General features: G+C 72.8%; 20 protein-coding genes. 10 read left to right on the top strand and 10 right to left on the bottom strand.

The window, feature by feature from the left end; all coding sequences use genetic code 11:
- The first annotated feature begins 160 nt into the window (after positions 1 to 160).
- The 5 genes from ACZ4XX_RS28135 (at position 161) to ACZ4XX_RS28115 (ending at position 5,002) form a co-directional block, all read left to right on the top strand.
- Complete coding sequence (locus tag ACZ4XX_RS28135; RefSeq protein ID WP_383870785.1) at positions 161 to 1,150, top strand: DEDDh family exonuclease; 990 nt, start codon at positions 161 to 163, stop codon at positions 1,148 to 1,150.
- 63 nt (positions 1,151 to 1,213) lie between these two features.
- Complete coding sequence (locus ACZ4XX_RS28130; RefSeq protein ID WP_366301940.1) at positions 1,214 to 1,447, top strand: hypothetical protein; 234 nt, start codon at positions 1,214 to 1,216, stop codon at positions 1,445 to 1,447.
- Positions 1,448 to 1,586: 139 nt separating this feature from the next.
- On the top strand, positions 1,587 to 2,417 hold the full coding sequence (locus ACZ4XX_RS28125; RefSeq protein ID WP_468510662.1) for an SURF1 family cytochrome oxidase biogenesis protein: 831 nt from the start codon (positions 1,587 to 1,589) through the stop codon (positions 2,415 to 2,417).
- A 34-nt stretch (positions 2,418 to 2,451) separates the two neighbouring features.
- Positions 2,452 to 4,242: a glycoside hydrolase family 15 protein gene (locus ACZ4XX_RS28120; RefSeq protein WP_468510661.1), complete on the top strand. Its 1,791-nt coding sequence runs from the start codon at positions 2,452 to 2,454 to the stop codon at positions 4,240 to 4,242.
- 4 nt (positions 4,243 to 4,246) lie between these two features.
- The gene (locus tag ACZ4XX_RS28115) at positions 4,247 to 5,002 is read left to right on the top strand and encodes an SDR family oxidoreductase (protein ID WP_468510660.1); all 756 of its coding nucleotides are present in this window, start codon (positions 4,247 to 4,249) and stop codon (positions 5,000 to 5,002) included.
- Between the two features lie 3 nt (positions 5,003 to 5,005).
- Here the strand turns inward: ACZ4XX_RS28115 and amaP are convergent, their stop codons facing one another.
- From amaP to ACZ4XX_RS28090, 5 genes are all read right to left on the bottom strand, one after another.
- On the bottom strand, positions 5,006 to 5,593 hold the full coding sequence (gene amaP / locus ACZ4XX_RS28110; protein ID WP_468510659.1) for an alkaline shock response membrane anchor protein AmaP: 588 nt from the start codon (positions 5,591 to 5,593) through the stop codon (positions 5,006 to 5,008).
- 69 nt (positions 5,594 to 5,662) lie between these two features.
- Complete coding sequence (locus ACZ4XX_RS28105; RefSeq protein ID WP_468510658.1) at positions 5,663 to 6,400, bottom strand: DUF6286 domain-containing protein; 738 nt, start codon at positions 6,398 to 6,400, stop codon at positions 5,663 to 5,665.
- Positions 6,397 to 6,726, bottom strand: coding sequence for an Asp23/Gls24 family envelope stress response protein (locus ACZ4XX_RS28100; protein ID WP_468510707.1), 330 nt, complete (start codon positions 6,724 to 6,726; stop codon positions 6,397 to 6,399). The genes ACZ4XX_RS28105 and ACZ4XX_RS28100 overlap by 4 nt, the downstream gene beginning before the upstream one ends.
- A 35-nt stretch (positions 6,727 to 6,761) precedes the next feature.
- Entirely contained in the window at positions 6,762 to 6,953 is a 192-nt protein-coding gene (locus tag ACZ4XX_RS28095; RefSeq protein ID WP_468510657.1) for a hypothetical protein, read from the bottom strand.
- A gap of 52 nt (positions 6,954 to 7,005) precedes the next feature.
- Positions 7,006 to 7,482, bottom strand: coding sequence for an Asp23/Gls24 family envelope stress response protein (locus tag ACZ4XX_RS28090; RefSeq protein WP_030322677.1), 477 nt, complete (start codon positions 7,480 to 7,482; stop codon positions 7,006 to 7,008).
- 93 nt (positions 7,483 to 7,575) lie between these two features.
- Between ACZ4XX_RS28090 and ACZ4XX_RS28085 the strand changes: the two genes are divergently transcribed.
- Positions 7,576 to 8,223, top strand: coding sequence for a hypothetical protein (locus ACZ4XX_RS28085; RefSeq protein ID WP_468510656.1), 648 nt, complete (start codon positions 7,576 to 7,578; stop codon positions 8,221 to 8,223).
- Between the two features lie 263 nt (positions 8,224 to 8,486).
- Here the strand turns inward: ACZ4XX_RS28085 and ACZ4XX_RS28080 are convergent, their stop codons facing one another.
- The 3 genes from ACZ4XX_RS28080 to ACZ4XX_RS28070 all read right to left on the bottom strand — a co-directional run bounded on the left by ACZ4XX_RS28080 (position 8,487) and on the right by ACZ4XX_RS28070 (position 11,582).
- Positions 8,487 to 9,287 carry an enoyl-CoA hydratase/isomerase family protein gene (locus ACZ4XX_RS28080; protein WP_468510655.1) on the bottom strand — a complete coding sequence of 267 codons (801 nt, stop codon included), beginning with the start codon at positions 9,285 to 9,287 and terminating at the stop codon, positions 8,487 to 8,489.
- 132 nt (positions 9,288 to 9,419) lie between these two features.
- A complete protein-coding gene (locus ACZ4XX_RS28075; protein ID WP_006123601.1) occupies positions 9,420 to 9,641 on the bottom strand; it encodes a helix-turn-helix domain-containing protein in 222 nt (73 codons plus the stop codon).
- Positions 9,642 to 9,983: 342 nt separating this feature from the next.
- Positions 9,984 to 11,582, bottom strand: a complete 1,599-nt coding sequence (locus tag ACZ4XX_RS28070) for an ABC-F family ATP-binding cassette domain-containing protein (protein WP_355964930.1) — start codon at positions 11,580 to 11,582, stop codon at positions 9,984 to 9,986.
- A 267-nt stretch (positions 11,583 to 11,849) separates the two neighbouring features.
- Here ACZ4XX_RS28070 and ypfJ point away from each other — a divergent pair, with 267 nt between their 5' ends.
- Together ypfJ and ACZ4XX_RS28060 are read left to right on the top strand one after the other, a co-directional pair.
- Positions 11,850 to 12,737, top strand: coding sequence for a KPN_02809 family neutral zinc metallopeptidase (gene ypfJ / locus ACZ4XX_RS28065; protein WP_468510654.1), 888 nt, complete (start codon positions 11,850 to 11,852; stop codon positions 12,735 to 12,737).
- Between the two features lie 67 nt (positions 12,738 to 12,804).
- A complete protein-coding gene (locus ACZ4XX_RS28060) occupies positions 12,805 to 13,206 on the top strand; it encodes a VOC family protein (RefSeq protein ID WP_468510653.1) in 402 nt (133 codons plus the stop codon).
- A 45-nt stretch (positions 13,207 to 13,251) separates the two neighbouring features.
- On the opposite strand, the gene ACZ4XX_RS28055 is transcribed toward ACZ4XX_RS28060, so the two are convergent.
- Together ACZ4XX_RS28055 and ACZ4XX_RS28050 are read right to left on the bottom strand one after the other, a co-directional pair.
- A complete protein-coding gene (locus ACZ4XX_RS28055; protein ID WP_468510652.1) occupies positions 13,252 to 14,721 on the bottom strand; it encodes a hypothetical protein in 1,470 nt (489 codons plus the stop codon).
- A 77-nt stretch (positions 14,722 to 14,798) separates the two neighbouring features.
- Positions 14,799 to 15,926 (bottom strand): alpha/beta hydrolase, encoded by a 1,128-nt coding sequence (locus tag ACZ4XX_RS28050; protein ID WP_468510651.1) that lies wholly within the window; start codon positions 15,924 to 15,926, stop codon positions 14,799 to 14,801.
- Positions 15,927 to 16,404: 478 nt separating this feature from the next.
- Here ACZ4XX_RS28050 and ACZ4XX_RS28045 point away from each other — a divergent pair, with 478 nt between their 5' ends.
- Both ACZ4XX_RS28045 and ACZ4XX_RS28040 read left to right on the top strand, forming a co-directional pair.
- Entirely contained in the window at positions 16,405 to 17,673 is a 1,269-nt protein-coding gene (locus tag ACZ4XX_RS28045; protein WP_468510650.1) for an inorganic phosphate transporter, read from the top strand.
- 12 nt (positions 17,674 to 17,685) lie between these two features.
- The gene (locus ACZ4XX_RS28040) at positions 17,686 to 17,907 is read left to right on the top strand and encodes a hypothetical protein (protein ID WP_187624077.1); all 222 of its coding nucleotides are present in this window, start codon (positions 17,686 to 17,688) and stop codon (positions 17,905 to 17,907) included.
- The last annotated feature ends 129 nt before the right edge of the window (positions 17,908 to 18,036 follow it).

The raw sequence follows: 18,036 nt of genomic DNA, 5'->3' as shown, positions 1-18,036 counted from the left end.
ATCTGCGTCTGCCACCGTCCGACGGCTTCCAGGGCGTGGGCTCGCACGGCGGGGAGCTCGGCCGGGGATCTGGTGGCCCTGCTGGGCTGAGGCGCGTGGCCGGTTCCGGGGCCTCCGGGGACACCGGGGACGGAGTTGTCGGCCGCGGGCCGTATTCTCATTGACCGTGCTTGACGACCGTACGACAGCAGCGACGTGGCCGGCCGCCTACCCGCAGGGGTACGCGGTCGTCGACGTGGAGACCACCGGACTCGCCCGCGACGACCGGATAGTTTCGGCTGCCGTCTACCGGCTGGACGCCCAGGGGAACGTCGAGGACCACTGGTACACCCTCGTCAATCCCGAACGTGATCCCGGACCGGTCTGGATCCACGGGCTGACCACGGACGTCCTGGAGGGCGCGCCGCTCTTCCCGGAGATCGCGGCGGAGTTCGCGGCCCGGCTGGACGGACGGGTGCTCGTCGCGCACAACGCGATGTTCGACTGGCAGATGATCGCCCGGGAGTACGCGCGCGCGGAGTCGGCCGCGCCGGTGCGGCAGCGGCTGTGCACGATCGCGCTGGCCAAGGAGCTGTCGCTCCCGCTGCCCAACCACAAGCTGGAGTCCCTCGCCGCGCACTTCGGCGTGGTGCAGCAGCGCGCGCACAACGCGCTGGACGACGCGCGGGTGCTGGCCGAGGCGTTCCGGCCGAGCCTGCACGCGGCGGCCGAGCGCAACGTACGGCTGCCGCTCCTGGAGTGCCGGCCGCTGACGGAGTGGGCAGCGTCACCCGCGCAGCAGCCGCGGATCGGCCACCAGGCCGGGTACGCCTCCTCGTACCGGGCGGGCAGCTGGCGCCCCTCACGGAAGCGGCCGCCGTGCCCGTACCCGAACCCGGGCCGGTACGAGACGGACAAACCACTCAAGCAGGGCATGCGGGTGGCGTTCTCCGGGGACACCTCCGTCGACCGCGAGCTCCTCGAGGACCGCACGGTCGACGCCGGGCTCCACGTGGCGGGGAGCGTCTCCCGGCTGACGAGCCTCCTCGTCACCAACGACCCGGACTCCGCGACCTCCAAGACCGTCAAGGCCAAGTCCTTCGGCACACCGATCGTCGACGAGGCCGCGTACACCCAGTTGCTGCGGGACGTGGCCCCGGCAGACGGGTGACACCCCCGGCCCTGCGGGCGTGCCGAGCTGCGCACGCCCGCCGGGAGCCTCACCCTGTGGCGCATGGCACGTTGTGAGGTCTGCGGAAACGATTACGGCATGTCCTTCGAGGTACATGCGCAAGGCGCGGTCCATGTCTTCGACTGCTTCGCCTGCGCCATCCACCGCATGGCGCCCATCTGCGAGCACTGCCGGGTCCAGATCATCGGACAGGGCGTCGAGGTCGACGGCAGCTGGTACTGCGGCGGTCACTGCGCCCGCGCGGAGGGAAGGGTGGGCATCGTCGACAGGGTGTGAGGCCGTCGGGGTCGAGAACGCCAGGGCGTGAAGCCGCAGGGGCCGAGAACGACAGGGTCCGAGGAAACGATCCTGGGCTCGCCTCCCGCGAGCCGCCCCCCGTGCGTACACCCCATGGACCGAGTTGTACGGTCATGGGGTGTACCGCTTCCTGTTGTCCCGGCAGTGGGTGATCCTCACCCTGATCGCCCTCGTCCTCGTCCCGACGATGATCGAGCTGGGCTTCTGGCAGTTCCACCGGCACGAGCGCCGGGTCGCCCAGAACGCCCTGATCGCGGACAGCATCGCGGCGAAGCCGGTCCCGGTCGAGGAGCTCACCACCCCCGGCCACACGGTCCCGCGCTCCGACTACTGGCGGCCCGTGACCGCCACCGGCACCTTCGACACCGCCCACGAGGTGGTCGTCCGCCGCCGCACCTCCTCCGACGAGCGGGTCGGCGTGCACATCCTGAGCCCGCTGGTCCTCCGGGACGGCCGGATCGTCCTGGTGAACCGCGGCTGGATCCCGGCCGCCGCCGACCAGCACTCCTACCCGCCGGTGCCGCCCGCCCCCAAGGGCGAGGTCACCATCAGCGGCCGGCTCAAGGCCGACGAGACGACCGGCGCCAGCGGCATCAAGGACCTGAAGGGTCTGCCGGACCGCCAGGTCATGCTCATCAACAGCACGCAGCAGGCGGAGCTCATCGGCCGCGAGGTGCTCGGCGGCTACCTTGAGCAGACCGGGCCCGAGCCCGCCGGGGACACCCCCGAGCTGATCCCCGAGCCCGACCACACGTCGATCGGCGCCCACATGGCGTACGCCGTGCAGTGGTGGCTCTTCGCGGCCGGGGTACCCGTCGGCTGGGTGATCCTGGTCCGCCGCGAGAAGCACGACCGGCAGACCGCCGCCACCACCGGCACCAAGGGAAACGACACCCCGGGAACCCCGGAACAGGACCCGGAAGCGATCCAGGCCACCCCGTCCCTCTGATTGACCGCCGCCGCTTCCGGGAACAGCCCAAAGCGTGACGCAACGTATCGACGACTACGCCCTCATCGGCGATCTCCAGACCGCCGCGCTCGTCGGCCGCGACGGGTCGGTCGACTGGCTGTGTCTGCCCCGCTTCGACTCCGCCGCCTGCTTCGCCGCGATCCTCGGCGACGAGAACAACGGCCACTGGCGGATCGCCCCCAAGGGCGCCACGACCTGTGCCTCCCGCCGGTACGCCGAGGACTCCCTCGTCCTGGAGACCTACTGGGAGACCCGTACCGGCACGGTCAAGGTCGTCGACTTCATGCCACAGCGCGACAGGGCCCCGGACCTGATGCGGATCATCGAGGGCGTCAGCGGCACGGTCGAGATGAGCGGCGTCCTGCGGCTCCGCTTCGACTACGGCTCGATCGTGCCCTGGATGCGCCGCTCCGACGGCCACCGGGTCGCGGTCGCCGGGCCCGACGCGGTCTGGCTGCGCAGCGAGCCGCCCGTGAAGACCTGGGGCCAGCAGTTCTCCACCTGCTCCTCCTTCACCGTCTCCGCAGGCGAGAAGGTGGCCTTCGTCCTGACCTGGCACCCCTCGCACGAGCCGCGCCCCGACCTCGTCGACCCCTTCGAGGCGCTCGAACAGTCGCTCGCGGACTGGCGGGAGTGGGCGGGCCGCTGCACCTACCGGGGCCCGTACCGGGAGGCGGTGCTGCGCTCCCTGATCACCCTCAAGGCCCTCACCTACGCCCCCACCGGCGGCATCATGGCCGCTCCCACCACCTCCCTGCCGGAGGAGGTCGGCGGCGTACGGAACTGGGACTACCGGGCCTGCTGGCTGCGCGACTCCTCCCTCACCCTCGGCGCGCTGCTCGCCGCCGGGTACGTCGACGAGGCCTGCGCCTGGCGGGACTGGCTGCTCCGCTCGGTCGCCGGAGACCCGGCCGACCTGCAGATCATGTACGGGCCCGCCGGGGAGCGCCGGCTCCCCGAGACCACCCTGCCGTGGCTGCGCGGCTACGCCGACTCGGCGCCGGTACGGACCGGGAACGCGGCCGTGGACCAGTTCCAGCTCGATGTGTACGGCGAGGTCATGGACTCGTTCCACCGGGCGCGTGAGGCCGGGATTCCCGCGGAGCGGCACGCCTGGAACCTCCAGCTGAGCCTGCTCGGCTTCCTGGAGTCGACCTGGCGCGAGCCCGACGAGGGACTGTGGGAGGTACGCGGGCCGCGCCGGCACTTCACCCACTCGAAGGTGATGGCCTGGGTGGCCGCCGACCGGGCGGTGCGCACCCTGGAGGCGGACCCCTCGCTGCCGGGGGACGCGGCACGGTGGCGGACGATGCGGGACGAGATCCACGCCCAGGTGTGCGCCCGGTCCTACGACCCGGTGCGGAACACCTTCACCCAGTCGTACGGCTCGCAGGAGCTGGACGCCGCGACCCTGCTCATCCCGCAGGTCGGCTTCCTGCCGCCGGACGACCCCCGGGTGGTGGGCACGGTGGACGCGGTACGGGAGGAGCTGATGCACGGCGGCTACGTACGCCGCTACAGCACCGGCTCGGAGGCGGTGGACGGTCTCCCGGGGCAGGAGGGCACCTTCCTGGTCTGCTCCTTCTGGCTCGCGGACGCGCTCCGGCTGTGCGGCCGCCGCGAGGAGGCCCGCGAGCTCTTCGAACGTCTCGTGGCCCTGTGCAACGACGTCGGCCTCCTGGCGGAGGAGTACGACCCGGTGACGGACCGCCAGCTGGGCAACTTCCCGCAGGCCTTCAGTCACATCGGCCTGGTGGGCACGGCGCTCGCGCTGGCAGCCGAGGATCAGGACCCGGCAGGATAGGTCCATGGATCTTGGACTGAAGGACCGTGTGTACGTGGTGACCGGGGCGACGCGGGGGCTCGGGCGGGCCTCCGCCGAGGCGCTGCTCGCCGAGGGGGCCAAGGTGCTCGTCACCGGCCGCGAGGAGAAGACCGTCGCCGAGGCCGTGGCCGGGCTGGGGCCGGGCGCGGCGGGCATCGCCGCCGACAACACCGACCCGGAGACCCCGGCGCGGCTGGTCGCCGAGGCGCGGGCGCGGTTCGGCGGCTTCGACGGCATCCTCATCAGCGTCGGCGGACCGGCGCCCGGTTTCGCGGCCGACAACACCGACGAGGACTGGGCGACCGCCTTCGACACCGTGTTCCTCGGGGCCGTACGACTGGCCCGCGCGGCCGCCGAGAGCCTCGGCGAGGGCGGCGTCATCGGCTTCGTCCTGTCCGGCTCGGTCCACGAGCCGATCCCCGGCCTGACGATCTCCAACGGTCTGCGCCCGGGTCTCGCGGGCTTCGCGAAGTCCCTCGCCAACGACCTGGGGCCGCGTGGGGTGCGGGTGATCGGGCTGCTGCCCAGCCGGATCGACACGGACCGGGTGCGGTTCCTGGACTCGCTCTCCGGCGACGCGGACGCGGCCCGCGCGGCCAACGAGGCCACCATCCCGCTGCGCCGCTACGGCACCCCGGAGGAGTTCGGGCGGACGGCGGCCTTCCTGCTGTCGCCGGCCGCCTCGTACCTGACGGGACTGATGCTCCCGGTGGACGGCGGGGCGCGCGCCGGGTTCTGACCCTCAGGTGACCCTGCGGGCCCGGTGCTTCACCGCCCGCAGGCGCGCCTCCGTGGGCAGGGCGGACAGGCCCGTGGACGTCCGCGCGTGGGCCAGGGCCTGGGTGCTGAGCGTGGTCAGGGCGTCCCCCGGGGAGGCGTACGGCTCCAGGAGGAGCGCGACACGGGTACGGGGGGTGGCCCGGCGGCCCGTGAGGGAGACCCGGGCCTTGGCCACGCCTTCCTGGGCCGTGGCGTCCGCCTCCAGGACGCCCTCCAGGGCCCGGCCGCGCAGGACGGCCGCCTCGCCGTCACCGCTGTCGACGACGACCTCGGCGAGCCGGGCCCGCCGGAACTGGGCGAGCAGCCACCACAGGGCGAGGAGGACGACGAGTCCGAGGGCCGCGATGACCACCGGCCACCACCAGCTCTCCTCGCGCCAGCGCTGCCGGTCGGCGGCGGACAGCAGCACGTCCGAGGGGCCCGACCAGGGCCACCAGGACGGTACGGACAGATCGAGGGAGGCGGCGAGGACCGCCCCGCCGAGGACGACGAGGAGCAGCCCGGCAAGCCCGAGCAGGGCACGGTTGACGCGCCGGAGGACGACACTCACCGGCTCACTCCTTTCCGGAGGACGACCCTCTGCGGGTTCGTCCCGTCGAGGACGACGACCCTCACGGGCTCATCCCTTCCTGGGCGGCCGGGCCACCCGTACCGTCAGCGCGGGCGGGTGGGCGAGGCCGAGTTCGTCGATGCCGGCCGCGAGGGCCGTCTCCAGGTCGCCGCGGACCTCGTCGAGCGCCCTGAAGTGCGAGACCGCCTTGGCCGCCACCTTGGCGCGGCCGACGCGGACCCGGACGGACTGCACGCCGGAGACCTCCATGGCCCGGTCCCGCAGGGCGAGGGTGGCGGCCTCCCGGTCGAGTCCGGCCCGCACGTCGGCGTGCTCGCGACGCATCGGGAGGATCTCGCGCAGGCCCGGGGTCGTGGCCAGGACCAGCAGCCAGAGGCCGAGGACGACCGCGAGGGCGGCGCCCAGGACGACCGCGGTGTCGTCGAGCGGCCGGGTCGCGAGGCCGTCGGCGAGTTCACGCCGCCAGGCCATGGCGCTGCGGTCGGCCCGTACGGAGGCCACGTCGTAGAGCAGGAGCCCGGCTCCGCCGAGGACGAACGCCGCGAGCACGGCGGCGGGGATGCGGCGGACCGACCAGAAGCGGCGGACGCGGGGTGTGGGGGCGGGGGCGGCTTCGGTGAGGACGGTGCCGTCGTCGGAGTGGGCCCCCGAGCGGGAGCCGGCAGCAGGCGCGTCGGGGTGGGAGCCGGCGGGTGAGCCGGGGTCGCCGCCGCGGGCCCGGGTCGGCTCGTCGCCGGAGGCCGGGGCCGGCTCGTCGGCGGGGGGCGGTTCGGGGGGCGTCGTCATGACAGGCGGCCCCTCGGGGAGGACTGGCCGGTGAGCGCGGAGTGGAGGCGTTCCACCTGGACGGTGACCTCGTGGACCTCCATGCCCACGAGCTCCTCCACGCGCGCGCGGACCCGGCCGCGCACGGCGCCGCACCGGCGTCCGATGTCGGTGGGGTAGTCGAGTTCGAGGCTCACCGCGACCCGGGCGACGTCCCGGTGGACGACGACCGAGGCGTGCGGCTTCGATCCGCCCGCCGGAGCGGGGCCCGCGGCCTCCCTCGCCGCCTGCGCGGCGATCTTCGCGACGACCCGGTCGGCGATCTTGGTCGCTCCCCGGTCGCGCATCGGGCCCCGGTCGGCGAGTCGGGCTGCCACCCCCGTCACCGCGGCCGGTCGCCGCGGTCGCGGCCCCGGAAGAAGTCACCGGGTTCGAGGTCGCCGTCGAGGAAGCGGCCTGCCACGAAGCCGATCGCCCCCAAAGCCGCGACCAGAACAAACGCTCCGAAACCGCCGAAGTATCCGGCGAAGCCGAGAGCCATGCCGGCCACCAGGCCGACCACCGCCATGCTCATTCCTGACCTCTTTCCGAGTCTTCCCGAGCCCCCTCTACCAAGCCGTCAGCGCCTACTGCAGCCGCGATTCCGGCTCGTCCTCCTCCTCATCGGGCAGCTTGACGTCGCTGACCGCGATGTTGACCTCGACGACCTCGAGGCCCGTCATGCGCTCCACGGCCGCGATGACGTTCTCGCGGACATCGCCGGCGACGTCGGCGATCGAGACGCCGTAGTCGACGACGATCTCCAGGTCGAGCGCGGTCTGCACCTCGCCGACCTCGGCCTTCACCCCTCGCGTGACGTTCGACTTGCTGCTGCCCCCGCCCGGGACCCGGTCCCGCACGGCGCCGAAGGTACGGGAGAGGCCGCTGCCCATGGCGTGGACGCCTTCGACGTCACGGGCGGCAAGTCCGGCGATCTTCTCGACGACTCCGTCGGCGATGGTGGTCCGGCCCCGGGAGGCGGGAGCGCCGCCGCCGCGCTTGGTGACCGAGGTCCGGCGCGGTTCGTCGCCGGTGGACTCGCTGGAATGCGTGGTGTCCGTCATCACGTTTCGCCCCTTCTGGGTTATTTCGGGGTTCTTCGCCCACACTAAGGGCGCTTACCCGGTCTCGCCCCGGGGATACGGCAGGCTGGGGTAATGACGACGGCTGAGGGTTGGACGGCGGCGGTACGCGACCGCCTCGCCCCGGGCAGGCTGCTGCCGCTCGGAGCGACGGCGGAGGGGGCCTGGATCACCGAGCGGGCGGTGCGCGAGGTCCTCGGCAGGGTGGCCGCGGAGGTACGCGGCGTGGTGCCGGGCCGGCTGCGGATCGGACCGGCGGAGGCCCCCGAGGATCCGGAGTCGGGGGCCGTGCTCGTCTCGGCCTCGTTCGGCGCGGTGGCCGGGCGCCCGCTGCCGGAACTCACCGAGGAACTGCGGGCGGCGCTGCTCTCCTCGGCCGAGGGCGGGCTCGGGTTGGTGGTCGACGCGGTGGACCTGCGGGTGGCGGAGCTGCTCGACGCGGCGCCGCCGGAACCGGACGCCGGTGCGGCTCCCCGACCGGGCCCGACCTCTCCGGCGACGGACGACCCTCTGGCACTCGCCGCGCTCGGGGTGACGGGGGTCGCGGCGGTGACGGACACGCTGGGTCCGCCGGTGCGCCGGGGGCCCGACGGGGTGCGGGTGGAACTGGCCGTGACGGCCGGGGCCCGCCCCCTGGACGTGGCCCGCGCGGTGCGCACGGCGGTGACCGCGATCGCCCCGGAGGGCGTCGCGGTCACGGTCGTGGTGTCGGACCTGCGCTAGGTCGTCTCTTCCGGATCCTGCCGGTCAGGCCCGCGTCGTCCGGTGCCTGGGGTCTCCCCAGGTCCGCCAGGGCCGAGGGGACGCATCGCAAGGCGGAGGGGCGGCGTGTACTGGATGTACTCGGGTGTCCCGACAACGCGGCGAGGTGCGGTGCCGGGCGGCGCGGGCCAGGCAAGATCCGGAAGAGACGGCTAGGCCCTGTCGGGGTGTCGTGTCGATCAGACGGGACACACCCCGGGGCAGGCAGGCTGCGCGTGCGAGCGTCAGTCGCCGAGGCCCGCGAGGTCGCGCAGACGGCGGGCCTGGGCGGCACGCTCGGCGACGCGCTGCTCCTCGTACGAGCGGCCGGAGACGCCCTGGAGGAGCGCCTTGGTCTCGGTGACCGCGTCGCGCGGCGCCGCGAGCAGGGCGGCGGCGAGGTCCCGTACCGCCGCGTCGAGCTCGTCGGCGGGCACGGACAGGTTGGCGAGGCCGATGCGCTCGGCCTCCTCCGCGTGGACGAAGCGGCCGGTCGCGCAGATCTCCAGCGCGCGGGCGTAGCCGACGAGCGAGACGAGCGGGTGCGTCCCGGTCAGGTCCGGGACGAGACCCAGGCTGGTCTCGCGCATGGCGAACTGCACGTCCTCGGCGACGACCCGCAGGTCGCAGGCGAGGGCGAGCTGGAAGCCCGCGCCGATGGCGTGCCCCTGGACGGCCGCGATCGACACGAGGTCGCTGCGGCGCCACCAGGTGAACGCCTCCTGGTACTCGGCGATGACCGCGTCGAGGTCCGCGTCGGAACCGCGCGCGAGATCGAGGAAGGACGGCTCTCCGTCGAAGCCCTCGGGCGTGAACGCCTGCCGGTCGAGTCCGGCGGAGAAGGACTGTCCCTCACCGCGCAGAACGACGACCCGCACGCTGCCGGGCAAAGACCGGCCGGCTTCTGTCAACGCCCGCCACAGAGCGGGAGACTGAGCGTTGCGCTTCGCCGGATTGGTCAGGGTCACCGTGGCAACGGCGTCCTCGACGGTGAGCCGTACACCGTCCTTGTCGAATACGAGCTCAGAGTCGTCGAGCGTAGTCATGGGGCGCCTCCGGTTACGGTGCAGCACACTGCATGCGAAATGCTAAGTGACTGCACAGTAACCACCTGGCCGGCGCGATGACCGACCGGGTGGCCACCGGGAGATCCGGTGGCCCGGTCGAGGCGTCCTATGTCAGGCCGAGGCGGCTTTCTTGCCCCGGGTCGCTCCGCCGCGTCCACGCAGCGTGACTCCGGACTCACTGAGCATCCGGTGGACGAATCCGTAGGAGCGGCCCGTTTCCTCGGCCAGCGCCCGGATACTCGCACCGGAGTCGTACTTCTTCTTCAGGTCTGCCGCGAGCTTGTCGCGCGCGGCGCCGGTCACCCGGCTGCCCTTCTTCAGAGTCTCGGCCACCCGTGCCTCCTCATGGGAAGTGCGCTCTGGACTTCTCATGATCACCCCTCCCGTCCGTCCTGGCCACCCATTCGACAAGGTCCATGCCGCCGGGTTTGTGGACAGGCGCGCGTTCGTCACGACCGGAACCCTTGATTCCGCTGGGCCGGAAACCGGGCTCCCCGGCACCCGACACGGGAATCAGCAGGTCAGCGATACAGGGGGAACGCACGTACGGCGCGGGTCTGCCGGAAGGATTCGGCAGAGCACCGCGCCGGGGTGTACGAGACGCCCTCACTCAGATGAAGGATCACCCGTGGGCCGAATGATCCAGCCGGGCATGATCACCCGGTCCTCTCCGGGTCAGGCGAGCGCGACCAGGTCCGCGTAGTCCGGGCCCCACAGGTCCTCGACGCCGTCCGGGAGCAGGATGATCCGCTCCGGCTCCAGCGCGTCGACCGCGCCCTCGTCGTGGGTGACGAGGACGACGGCGCCCTTGTAGGTCCGCAGGGCCCCGAGGATCTCCTCGCGGCTGGCCGGGTCCAGGTTGTTGGTGGGCTCGTCGAGGAGCAGCACGTTCGCCGAGGAGACGACCAGGGTGGCCAGGGCCAGACGGGTCTTCTCGCCACCGGAGAGCACCCCGGCCGGCTTGTCGACGTCGTCGCCGGAGAAGAGGAACGAGCCGAGCGTCTTGCGGACCTGGACGAGGTCGAGGTCCGGCGCGGCCGAGCGCATGTTCTCCAGGACGCTGCGCTCGGGGTCGAGCGTCTCGTGCTCCTGGGCGTAGTAGCCGAGCTTGAGACCGTGGCCCGGGGTCACCTCGCCGGTGTCGGGCTTCTCGGCGCCGGCGAGCAGCCGGAGCAGCGTGGTCTTGCCCGCGCCGTTGAGGCCGAGGATGACGACGCGCGAGCCCTTGTCGATCGCGAGATCCACATCGGTGAAGATTTCGAGCGAGCCGTAGGACTTCGAGAGTCCCTCGGCCGTCAGCGGGGTCTTGCCGCAGGGCGCGGGGTCGGGGAAGCGGAGCTTGGCGACCTTGTCGGAGGCGCGCACCGCCTCGAGACCGGAGAGCAGTCGCTCGGCGCGCTTGGCCATGTTCTGCGCGGCCACGGTCTTGGTGGCCTTGGCCCGCATCTTGTCGGCCTGCGAGTTGAGGGCCGCGGCCTTCTTCTCGGCGTTCTGGCGCTCGCGCTTGCGGCGCTTCTCGTCGGCCTCGCGCTGCTGCTGGTAGAGCTTCCAGCCCATGTTGTAGACGTCGATCGTGGAGCGGTTGGCGTCCAGGTAGAAGACCTTGTTGACCACGGTCTCGACGAGGTCGACGTCGTGGGAGATCACGATGAAGCCGCCGCGGTAGCTCTTCAGGTAGTCCCGGAGCCAGACGATGGAGTCGGCGTCGAGGTGGTTGGTCGGCTCGTCGAGGAGGAGCGTGTCGGCGTCGGAGAAGAGGATCCGGGCGAGCTCGACACGGCGGCGCTGACCACCGGAGAGGGTGTGCAGCGGCTGGCCGAGGACCCGGTCGGGCAGACCCAGGGCGGCGGCGATGGTGGAGGCCTCGGCCTCGGCCGCGTACCCGCCCTTGGTCAGGAACTCGGTCTCCTGGCGCTCGTACTGCCGCATCGCCTTGTCGCGGGTGGCGCCGGCGCCGGTGGCGATGCGCTCCTCGTTCATACGCATCTTCTTGAGGAGGACGTCGAGGCCTCGGGCGGAGAGGATGCGGTCGCGGGCCAGGACGTCGAGGTCGCCGGTGCGCGGGTCCTGCGGGAGGTAGCCGACCTCTCCCGAGCGGGCGATCTGGCCGGCGGCGGGGACGCCCTCGCCCGCGAGGCACTTGGTGAGGGTGGTCTTGCCCGCTCCGTTGCGACCGACGAGGCCGATGCGGTCGCCCTTGGCGACACGGAAGGAAGCGGACTCGATGAGGACTCGGGCGCCGGCGCGCAGCTCGATGCCGGAAGCGGTGATCACGGACAGACTCCAGGGCGATGGGAAACGGCGGAAGGACGGCTGGTGGAGGGCTTCGACGCCGCTAATGCACGGGGAGAATGGCCATGCGGCCAGTCTAACGGGCCCCTGCAACTGCTTTTAGGCCACGAGGGGGTCCAGGGGCCCGATCGGAGCTTTCTCACATAACCGCTGTTGCTGGAACAAAAGGGGCGAATGCTGGGAGATCGGCCGATACTCGGCGCAGGGCGGCGGCCTCTGCCGCGGCAGTGACGCGGAGGATGGTGGGCCGTGCAGTTCGACGACGACGCCGATCTGGACACCTCGGAGGTCAAGGACGTCCGGAGCAGCCGCATCCCGGGCGGGAAGGCGACCGTCGGCGGCGGCATCATCGGCTTCATCGCCCTGATCCTGGGCCTGTTCCTCGGGGTGGGGCCGGACCAGCTCGGACTCTCGGGCGGCGACGAGCCGGTGGCCAGCTCCTCGGGGGCCGCCCAGGTGACCCAGGCCTGCAGGAAGGGCTCGGACGCCAACACCCGCGAGGACTGCCGGATCGTCGCCGTCGTCAACAGCGTGCAGGACTTCTGGCGGAGCGAGTACGCGCGCCGGGGCGGAACCTACGGGAGCGCCGCCACCGTGATGTTCAGCCGGCGGGTCCCGACCGCCTGCGGCTCCGCGACCTCGGCGGTGGGGCCGTTCTACTGCCCGGGCGACCGGCAGGTCTATCTGGACCTGGGCTTCTTCGACGAGCTGCGCACCAAGTTCGGGTCGAGCGGCGGCCCCTTCGCCCAGGCGTACGTGGTGGCGCACGAGTACGGCCACCACATCCAGAACCTGATGGGGACCCTGAGCCGCGCCCAGGACGGGCGGACCGGCGCGGACTCCAACGCCGTGCGGGTCGAGCTCCAGGCCGACTGCTACGCGGGCGTGTGGGCCCGGCACGCCACCACCACGCCCGACGACCGTACGGGCCGGCCGCTGCTCACGCGGCTGACGGAGGAGGACATCCGGGACGGCCTGGACGCGGCGGCCGCGGTGGGCGACGACCGGATCCAGGAGAGGTTCCAGGGCCGGGTGACCCCGGAGAGCTGGACCCACGGCTCCGCGGCCCAGCGTCAGCAGTGGTTCTACGAGGGGTACCGGACGGGCGACATGGCCCGGTGCAACACCTTCCGCTGATTGCCGACGGGGACTGCCAGACTGAGACGCGGGTCACATTCGACTGAATCGAGAGGAAGTGATCGGGATGGCTGAGGCTCCCCACATCTGTCCGACGCTGACGTACGAGGACGCGAAGGCGGCGATCAGCCTGCTCACGGAGGGCTTCGGCTTCCGCGCGAACGCCGTGTACGAGACCGAGGACGGGCGCGTGGCGCACGCCGAGCTGTCGTACGGGAACGGCATGGTGATGCTGGGCAGCAAGGGCACCGGCAGCGAGTTCGACAAGCTGATGACCGACGCGGGACCGGTCGGCGTGTTCGTGCACGTGGACGACGTCGACGAGCACCACGCGCGGGCCGTGGCCCACGGCGTCGAGATCGTGATGCCCCCCAAGGACCAGGAGTACGGCTCGCGGGACTACATGGCGAGGGACGCCGAGGGCAACGTCTGGAGCTTCGGGACGTACACCCCCGGCGCCGCGGAGTAGCGGGCGCCGGAGGGTCTCCCTCGGGATCCCCGGGCGGGGATCCCGTCACGCTCCCCCGGTGTGGACCTGGAAGGCGGCCCGGCGGACGGCCTTTGCCAGCGCCGGGTCCGGGTGGGCGGCGGCGAGGGCGACCAGGACCTGCACGGTACGGGGGTGGCCGACGGCCCTGATCTCGTCGAGGAGCGCGGGGACGGTGCCCTGCACGGCGGAGTCGAGGTGCCGGACGAGCAGCTCGCTCTCCCCGTGGTCGGCGACGGCGGCGGCCGTGTCCACCCAGAGCCAGGTGGACTCCTCGCGGGTGAGGACCTCCTGGGCGTCGTCGGGGTCGGCGCCCTCGTACTCGGCGAGCCAGAGCAGCGCGTACGGCCGCAGGGAGGGTTCGGCGACGGTGGCCCGAACCTCGGCCTCGGCGGGGGCGCCGACGACCCGGAGCGCCTCGAAGGCGAGCCCGCGCAGCAGCGCGTCCTCGCCGCGGGCGACGGTGAGGAGTTCGGTCACCGCGCTGGACAGGGTGCGGGCCGCGAGCCAGGCGCGGTACTCGGCGCGGGCCGGACCGGGGGTGAGCCGGGCGCAGCCGCGGAGCATGTCCTCGGCGGACTGCTCGATGTTCCCGGCGGGGCTCTGCGCGGCGACGCAGATCTGCTCCAGCTTGACCCAGACCGCCCAGTTGCCGAGCGGGGTCAGGGTGGCGTGACGCCCCTCCGCGCCGGGGTCCAGGGTGAGCGCGCCGACGGCCGCCAGGCCTTCGAGTGCCCAGTCGAGCAGGGCAGGGAGCCCGTCGGTGCCGTCGGCGGCGTCGGCCGCGTCGGCCGCGGCGTTCACGGCGGCGGACGCGCCGGTGGCCCCGGCGGCCTCCACGGCCTCGGGGGCCTGTTCGGCCCCCGGGACCTCGCAGCGCTCCTCGCGCAGCTCCTCGACGCGCTGGCCGAGCAGGTCGAGGAGGGCGGGGACGAGGACCGGGCCCTGGGAGAGCTGGAGCAGCGACAGGACCTGGGGGAGGGCCTCGACGACCTCGGCGACGGCGCTCGGCTCGACCCCCTCGGGGGCCGGGTGCACCAGGGACCAGGCGTCGAAGAGGGCGACCCAGCCGCGCAGCACGGCCGAGTCGTCACGGTCCCAGGCGTGCAGCCGCCAGCCGGGGCGGGCGGTGTCGCCGTGGAGCTCGACGAGGCCGGCGAGCCGGGCGCGGTCCCAGCCGGCCCGGATCTGGCCGGGCGTCAGGTTCAGTGCGGCGGCGGCCCGTTCCTGTGCGGGGACGGCTCCGGGGCCGCTGCGGGGTGCCGCTGTGGCGCCGCGCTCGACGGCTGCCCAGCGGGCGATCCGTACCGCGTCGGCGAGGACGTGCCGGGCCTGGCGGGCGAGCTCCGCACGGGGCGGAGTGCCCTCGGGCGGCCGCGGCGCCGGCCGGGTGCGCCGGGTCGTCACGGCCCGTCGGGCGGTGGCCAGCGCCCGCGGGCGGACGAGTCGGAGTCTGGAGTTGCGCGCCAATGGTTCATCGGGCTTTCGAGACGTCACGGGGGCAGTCTTCCCGCTGACGGCCCGAAAGCCCAATCGGAATCGGCCGCGCCGTCCCCGACGCCCTCCGCGGGGCCCTAGAGGAGCGGGGTGAGGAAGCGGCGCAGGGCCTCCTCGTAGCGGACCGGGTCGGCGTTCCACATCGACGCGTGCGGGGCGTGCCGGACGGTCTGGAGGGTGACCAGATCGGGTCGGCGGGCGGCGAGTTCGACGGACGGTTCCCAGGGGGCGATGGTGTCGTCGGGGCCGTGGAAGAGGAGGACGGGGACCCGCAGCGCGCCGGGCGCGGAGGCCTCCTCCAGGAGGTCGCCGTGCTGTCCGGTCCTGCCCTGGGCGGCGCGGACGGCGAGCGGGAGCAGGGGCGCGGGGACGTGGTGGGCCGCCGCGAGGTTGCGGAGGGTGGCCTCCCAGTCCAGGACGGGCGAGTCGAGGACGATGCCGCTGATCCGGTCGCGCACCCCGGATTCGGTGGCGGCGCGCAGGGCCATCGAGGCGCCGGTCCCCCAGCCGTGCAGCACGATCTTCGACGCACCCCGGTGGACGGCGTAGCGGATGGCGGCGTCGACGTCGCGCCACTCGGAGTCGCCGAGGTGGGCGAGGCCGTCGGGGGAGGCGGGTGCTCCCTCGTCGCCGCGGTAGGCGGGGACGAGGACGGGGATCTTGCGGCGGTTGAAGAAGGGGACGACGTTCAGCGGGTGCTCGCGGGTGGTGCCGAGGCCGTGCAGGGCGATCACCCAGGTGGTGCGGGGTGCGGCGACCAGCCAGGCAGGCAGGGGTCCGAGCTCGCCGGGGATCTCGACGTCCTCGTGGGCGAGCCCGAGAGCGCTGATCGGCGTGCCGATGTGCAGCTGGGGGGTGAGGCGGACGCGGGAGCCGGGTCCGAGCACCCCGCGCTCGACGCGTTCGAGGCGCCGGACGACGGTGTCGGCGGTGTGCGGGACCCGGTCGAGGACCGGACCGACGACGGCGTGCTGGCCGTGTCCCTCCATCCCGTACGTTCCGGGGCGCAGCGAGGCGAGGCTGCGGGTGAGGGTGATCCGTTCGGGGCCCGTGGCGTGCACGGTGAGTTTGGGGTCCCCGGGCAGGGGACGTCCGGACGGCGCCCTGAGGGCGACGTCGCTGGCGTACCGGCCGGCCGCGAACGCGGCCGCGCCGACACCGAGCAGAGTGGTGACGGCCGCTGCCGTCGCTGTAGCCGGGCGCACGCTCCCAGTCTCGGCAGGGTGGGGGCGGAGTGCCACCGGTGGGACCCGTACGGCCCCGGAGCGGAGGCCGGCGGAGGGGTTCGGACGGGGGTTCGGGCGAGGAGTTCGGGCGAGGGGTTCGGACGACGGTACGGACGAGGGGTACGGCCGGCGGGCCTCCCGGGCCCCCCGGGCGCCCGGGGCCCTCCGGGGAGTGACATGGGTCTCGTCCACGGGGTCCCCCGGTCGGATGGTTCCGTCCAGGGAGCGGAACCGGGTGCCCGGGGAGGAACCGGGGCAGGTCGCATGTGCCCGGCGATGGCCCGGATTACCCGGGGTTGCGGGGTGACCGCATCGTGGACAGCGCGCGCAACGGGACCGTAAGCGGAATCTCTTGACACCGGTTCGGGACACCACACCGCCTGACCCAGTTCACCTTCCGTTCACCCAGGTTGCTTACGTTCGTCCAGCCACTGACCTCAAACGATTGCCTGGGTAAATGGAACACATCACGCTGCTGCTCGCCATTGTGGTCGTGACAGCTCTCGTGTTCGATTTCACGAACGGTTTCCACGACACCGCGAACGCGATGGCGACGACCATCTCGACCGGTGCTCTCAAGCCGAAGACGGCGGTGGCCATGTCCGCCGCGCTGAACCTCGTCGGCGCGTTCCTGTCCGTGGAGGTCGCCAAGACGATCTCCGGCGGGATCATCAACGAAGAGGGCATTCGTACAGAGGTGATCTTCGCCGCGCTGGTCGGCGCGATCCTCTGGAATCTCCTGACCTGGCTGCTCGGACTTCCGTCCAGCTCCTCCCACGCCCTGTTCGGCGGTCTCATCGGTGCCGCGGTCATGTCGGCCGGCTGGTCGGCCGTGAACGGCCCGACCATCGTCACCAAGGTCCTCATCCCGGCCGTCGCCGCGCCGCTCGTCGCCGGCCTCGCCGCGATGGCAGCCACCAAGCTGACGTACAGGATCAAGGCCAACCCCGAGGCGAAGGCCACGGCCAAGGGCTACCGGGCCGGCCAGATCGCCTCCGCCGGTCTCGTCTCCCTCGCCCACGGCACCAACGACGCCCAGAAGACGATGGGCATCATCACCCTCGCCCTGGTCACCCAGGGTGTCGTCGCCCCCGGCTCGAACCCTCCGCTCTGGGTCATCGTCTCCGCCGGCGTCGCCATCGCCCTCGGCACCTACCTCGGCGGCTGGCGCATCATCCGCACCATGGGCAAGGGCCTCACCGACCTCCAGCCGCAGCAGGGCTTCGCCGCCCAGACCAGCGCCGCGACGGTCATCCTCGCCTCCTCGCACCTGGGCTTCTCGCTCTCCACCACCCAGTCCTGCTCGGGTGCCGTGATGGGCGCCGGTCTCGGCCGCAAGGGCGGCGTGGTCCGCTGGTCGACCGCCACCCGGATGTTCGTCGCCTGGGGTCTGACCCTGCCCGCCGCGGCCGTGGTCGGTGCCGGTGCCGAGTTCCTCACCAAGCAGGGCCCCTGGGGCATCGCCGCCGTCGCGGTCCTGCTGGTCTCCGGCTCCGCCGTCATCTGGTCGCTCTCCCGTCGCAAGCCGGTCGACCACAACAACGTCACCGCCGACGACCTCGACGACGAGCCCGCGGGCGTCGTGACCACCGCCATGGCGGCCGTCACCCCGCCGCCGGCCGCCGGTTCCGTCGCCGCCGTCGCGGACGAGGACCTCAAGACCACCATCCCCGCGCCGGTCCCCACCGACCCGACCGCTCCCCCGGCCCCCGCCGCCGCGGTCTAAGGAACGAACGACATGAAGATCGACTGGGCAGCTCTCGGCTCCGTCTTCGGAGTCAGCCTCGTGGCGACCGTCGCCCTCGTGGGCCTGTTCTCCCTCGGCATCGTCGGCCTCACCAAGCAGGAGGAGGCCGCCGCCCGCGGAGGCTCCGCGGCCCTGGCCCGCACCGCCGCGTACGCCTGCTTCGCCCTGTGCGCGGCGGCCGTCGCGTACGGCATCTACCTGATCGTCGCCTGACGGTCGTCCGAGCCAGGCAGGCGGGGGGGGGGGCGACTTCGTGTTGGGGGTGGGCCCCCCCCGCCTTTCTGTTTGTTTTTCCCCCGCCACCATACCACGCCCAAGTGGGGTGTGAGCGGGTCTCTTGTT

It is taken from the genome of Streptomyces sp. NPDC029956, from assembly GCF_055574655.1.
Note: the sequence above shows the minus strand (reverse complement) of the source record. Positions and strands in the feature narration are given on the sequence as shown.

Bases quoted from the DNA above. Each gene is read 5' to 3' on its own strand.
- ACZ4XX_RS28100 (WP_468510707.1), bottom strand. From the start codon at position 6,726: ATGCGCGACCGGGGAGCGACCAAGATCGCCGACCGGGTCGTCGCGAAG.
- ACZ4XX_RS28090 (WP_030322677.1), bottom strand. From the start codon at position 7,482: ATGACGGACACCACGCATTCCAGCGAGTCCACCGGCGACGAACCGCGC.
- ACZ4XX_RS28095 (WP_468510657.1), bottom strand. From the start codon at position 6,953: ATGAGCATGGCGGTGGTCGGCCTGGTGGCCGGCATGGCTCTCGGCTTC.
- ACZ4XX_RS28130 (WP_366301940.1), top strand. From the start codon at position 1,214: ATGGCACGTTGTGAGGTCTGCGGAAACGATTACGGCATGTCCTTCGAG.
- ACZ4XX_RS28045 (WP_468510650.1), top strand. From the start codon at position 16,405: ATGGAACACATCACGCTGCTGCTCGCCATTGTGGTCGTGACAGCTCTC.
- ACZ4XX_RS28040 (WP_187624077.1), top strand. From the start codon at position 17,686: ATGAAGATCGACTGGGCAGCTCTCGGCTCCGTCTTCGGAGTCAGCCTC.
- ACZ4XX_RS28115 (WP_468510660.1), top strand. From the start codon at position 4,247: ATGGATCTTGGACTGAAGGACCGTGTGTACGTGGTGACCGGGGCGACG.
- ACZ4XX_RS28085 (WP_468510656.1), top strand. From the start codon at position 7,576: ATGACGACGGCTGAGGGTTGGACGGCGGCGGTACGCGACCGCCTCGCC.
- ACZ4XX_RS28080 (WP_468510655.1), bottom strand. From the start codon at position 9,287: ATGACTACGCTCGACGACTCTGAGCTCGTATTCGACAAGGACGGTGTA.
- ACZ4XX_RS28060 (WP_468510653.1), top strand. From the start codon at position 12,805: ATGGCTGAGGCTCCCCACATCTGTCCGACGCTGACGTACGAGGACGCG.
- ACZ4XX_RS28105 (WP_468510658.1), bottom strand. From the start codon at position 6,400: ATGACGACGCCCCCCGAACCGCCCCCCGCCGACGAGCCGGCCCCGGCC.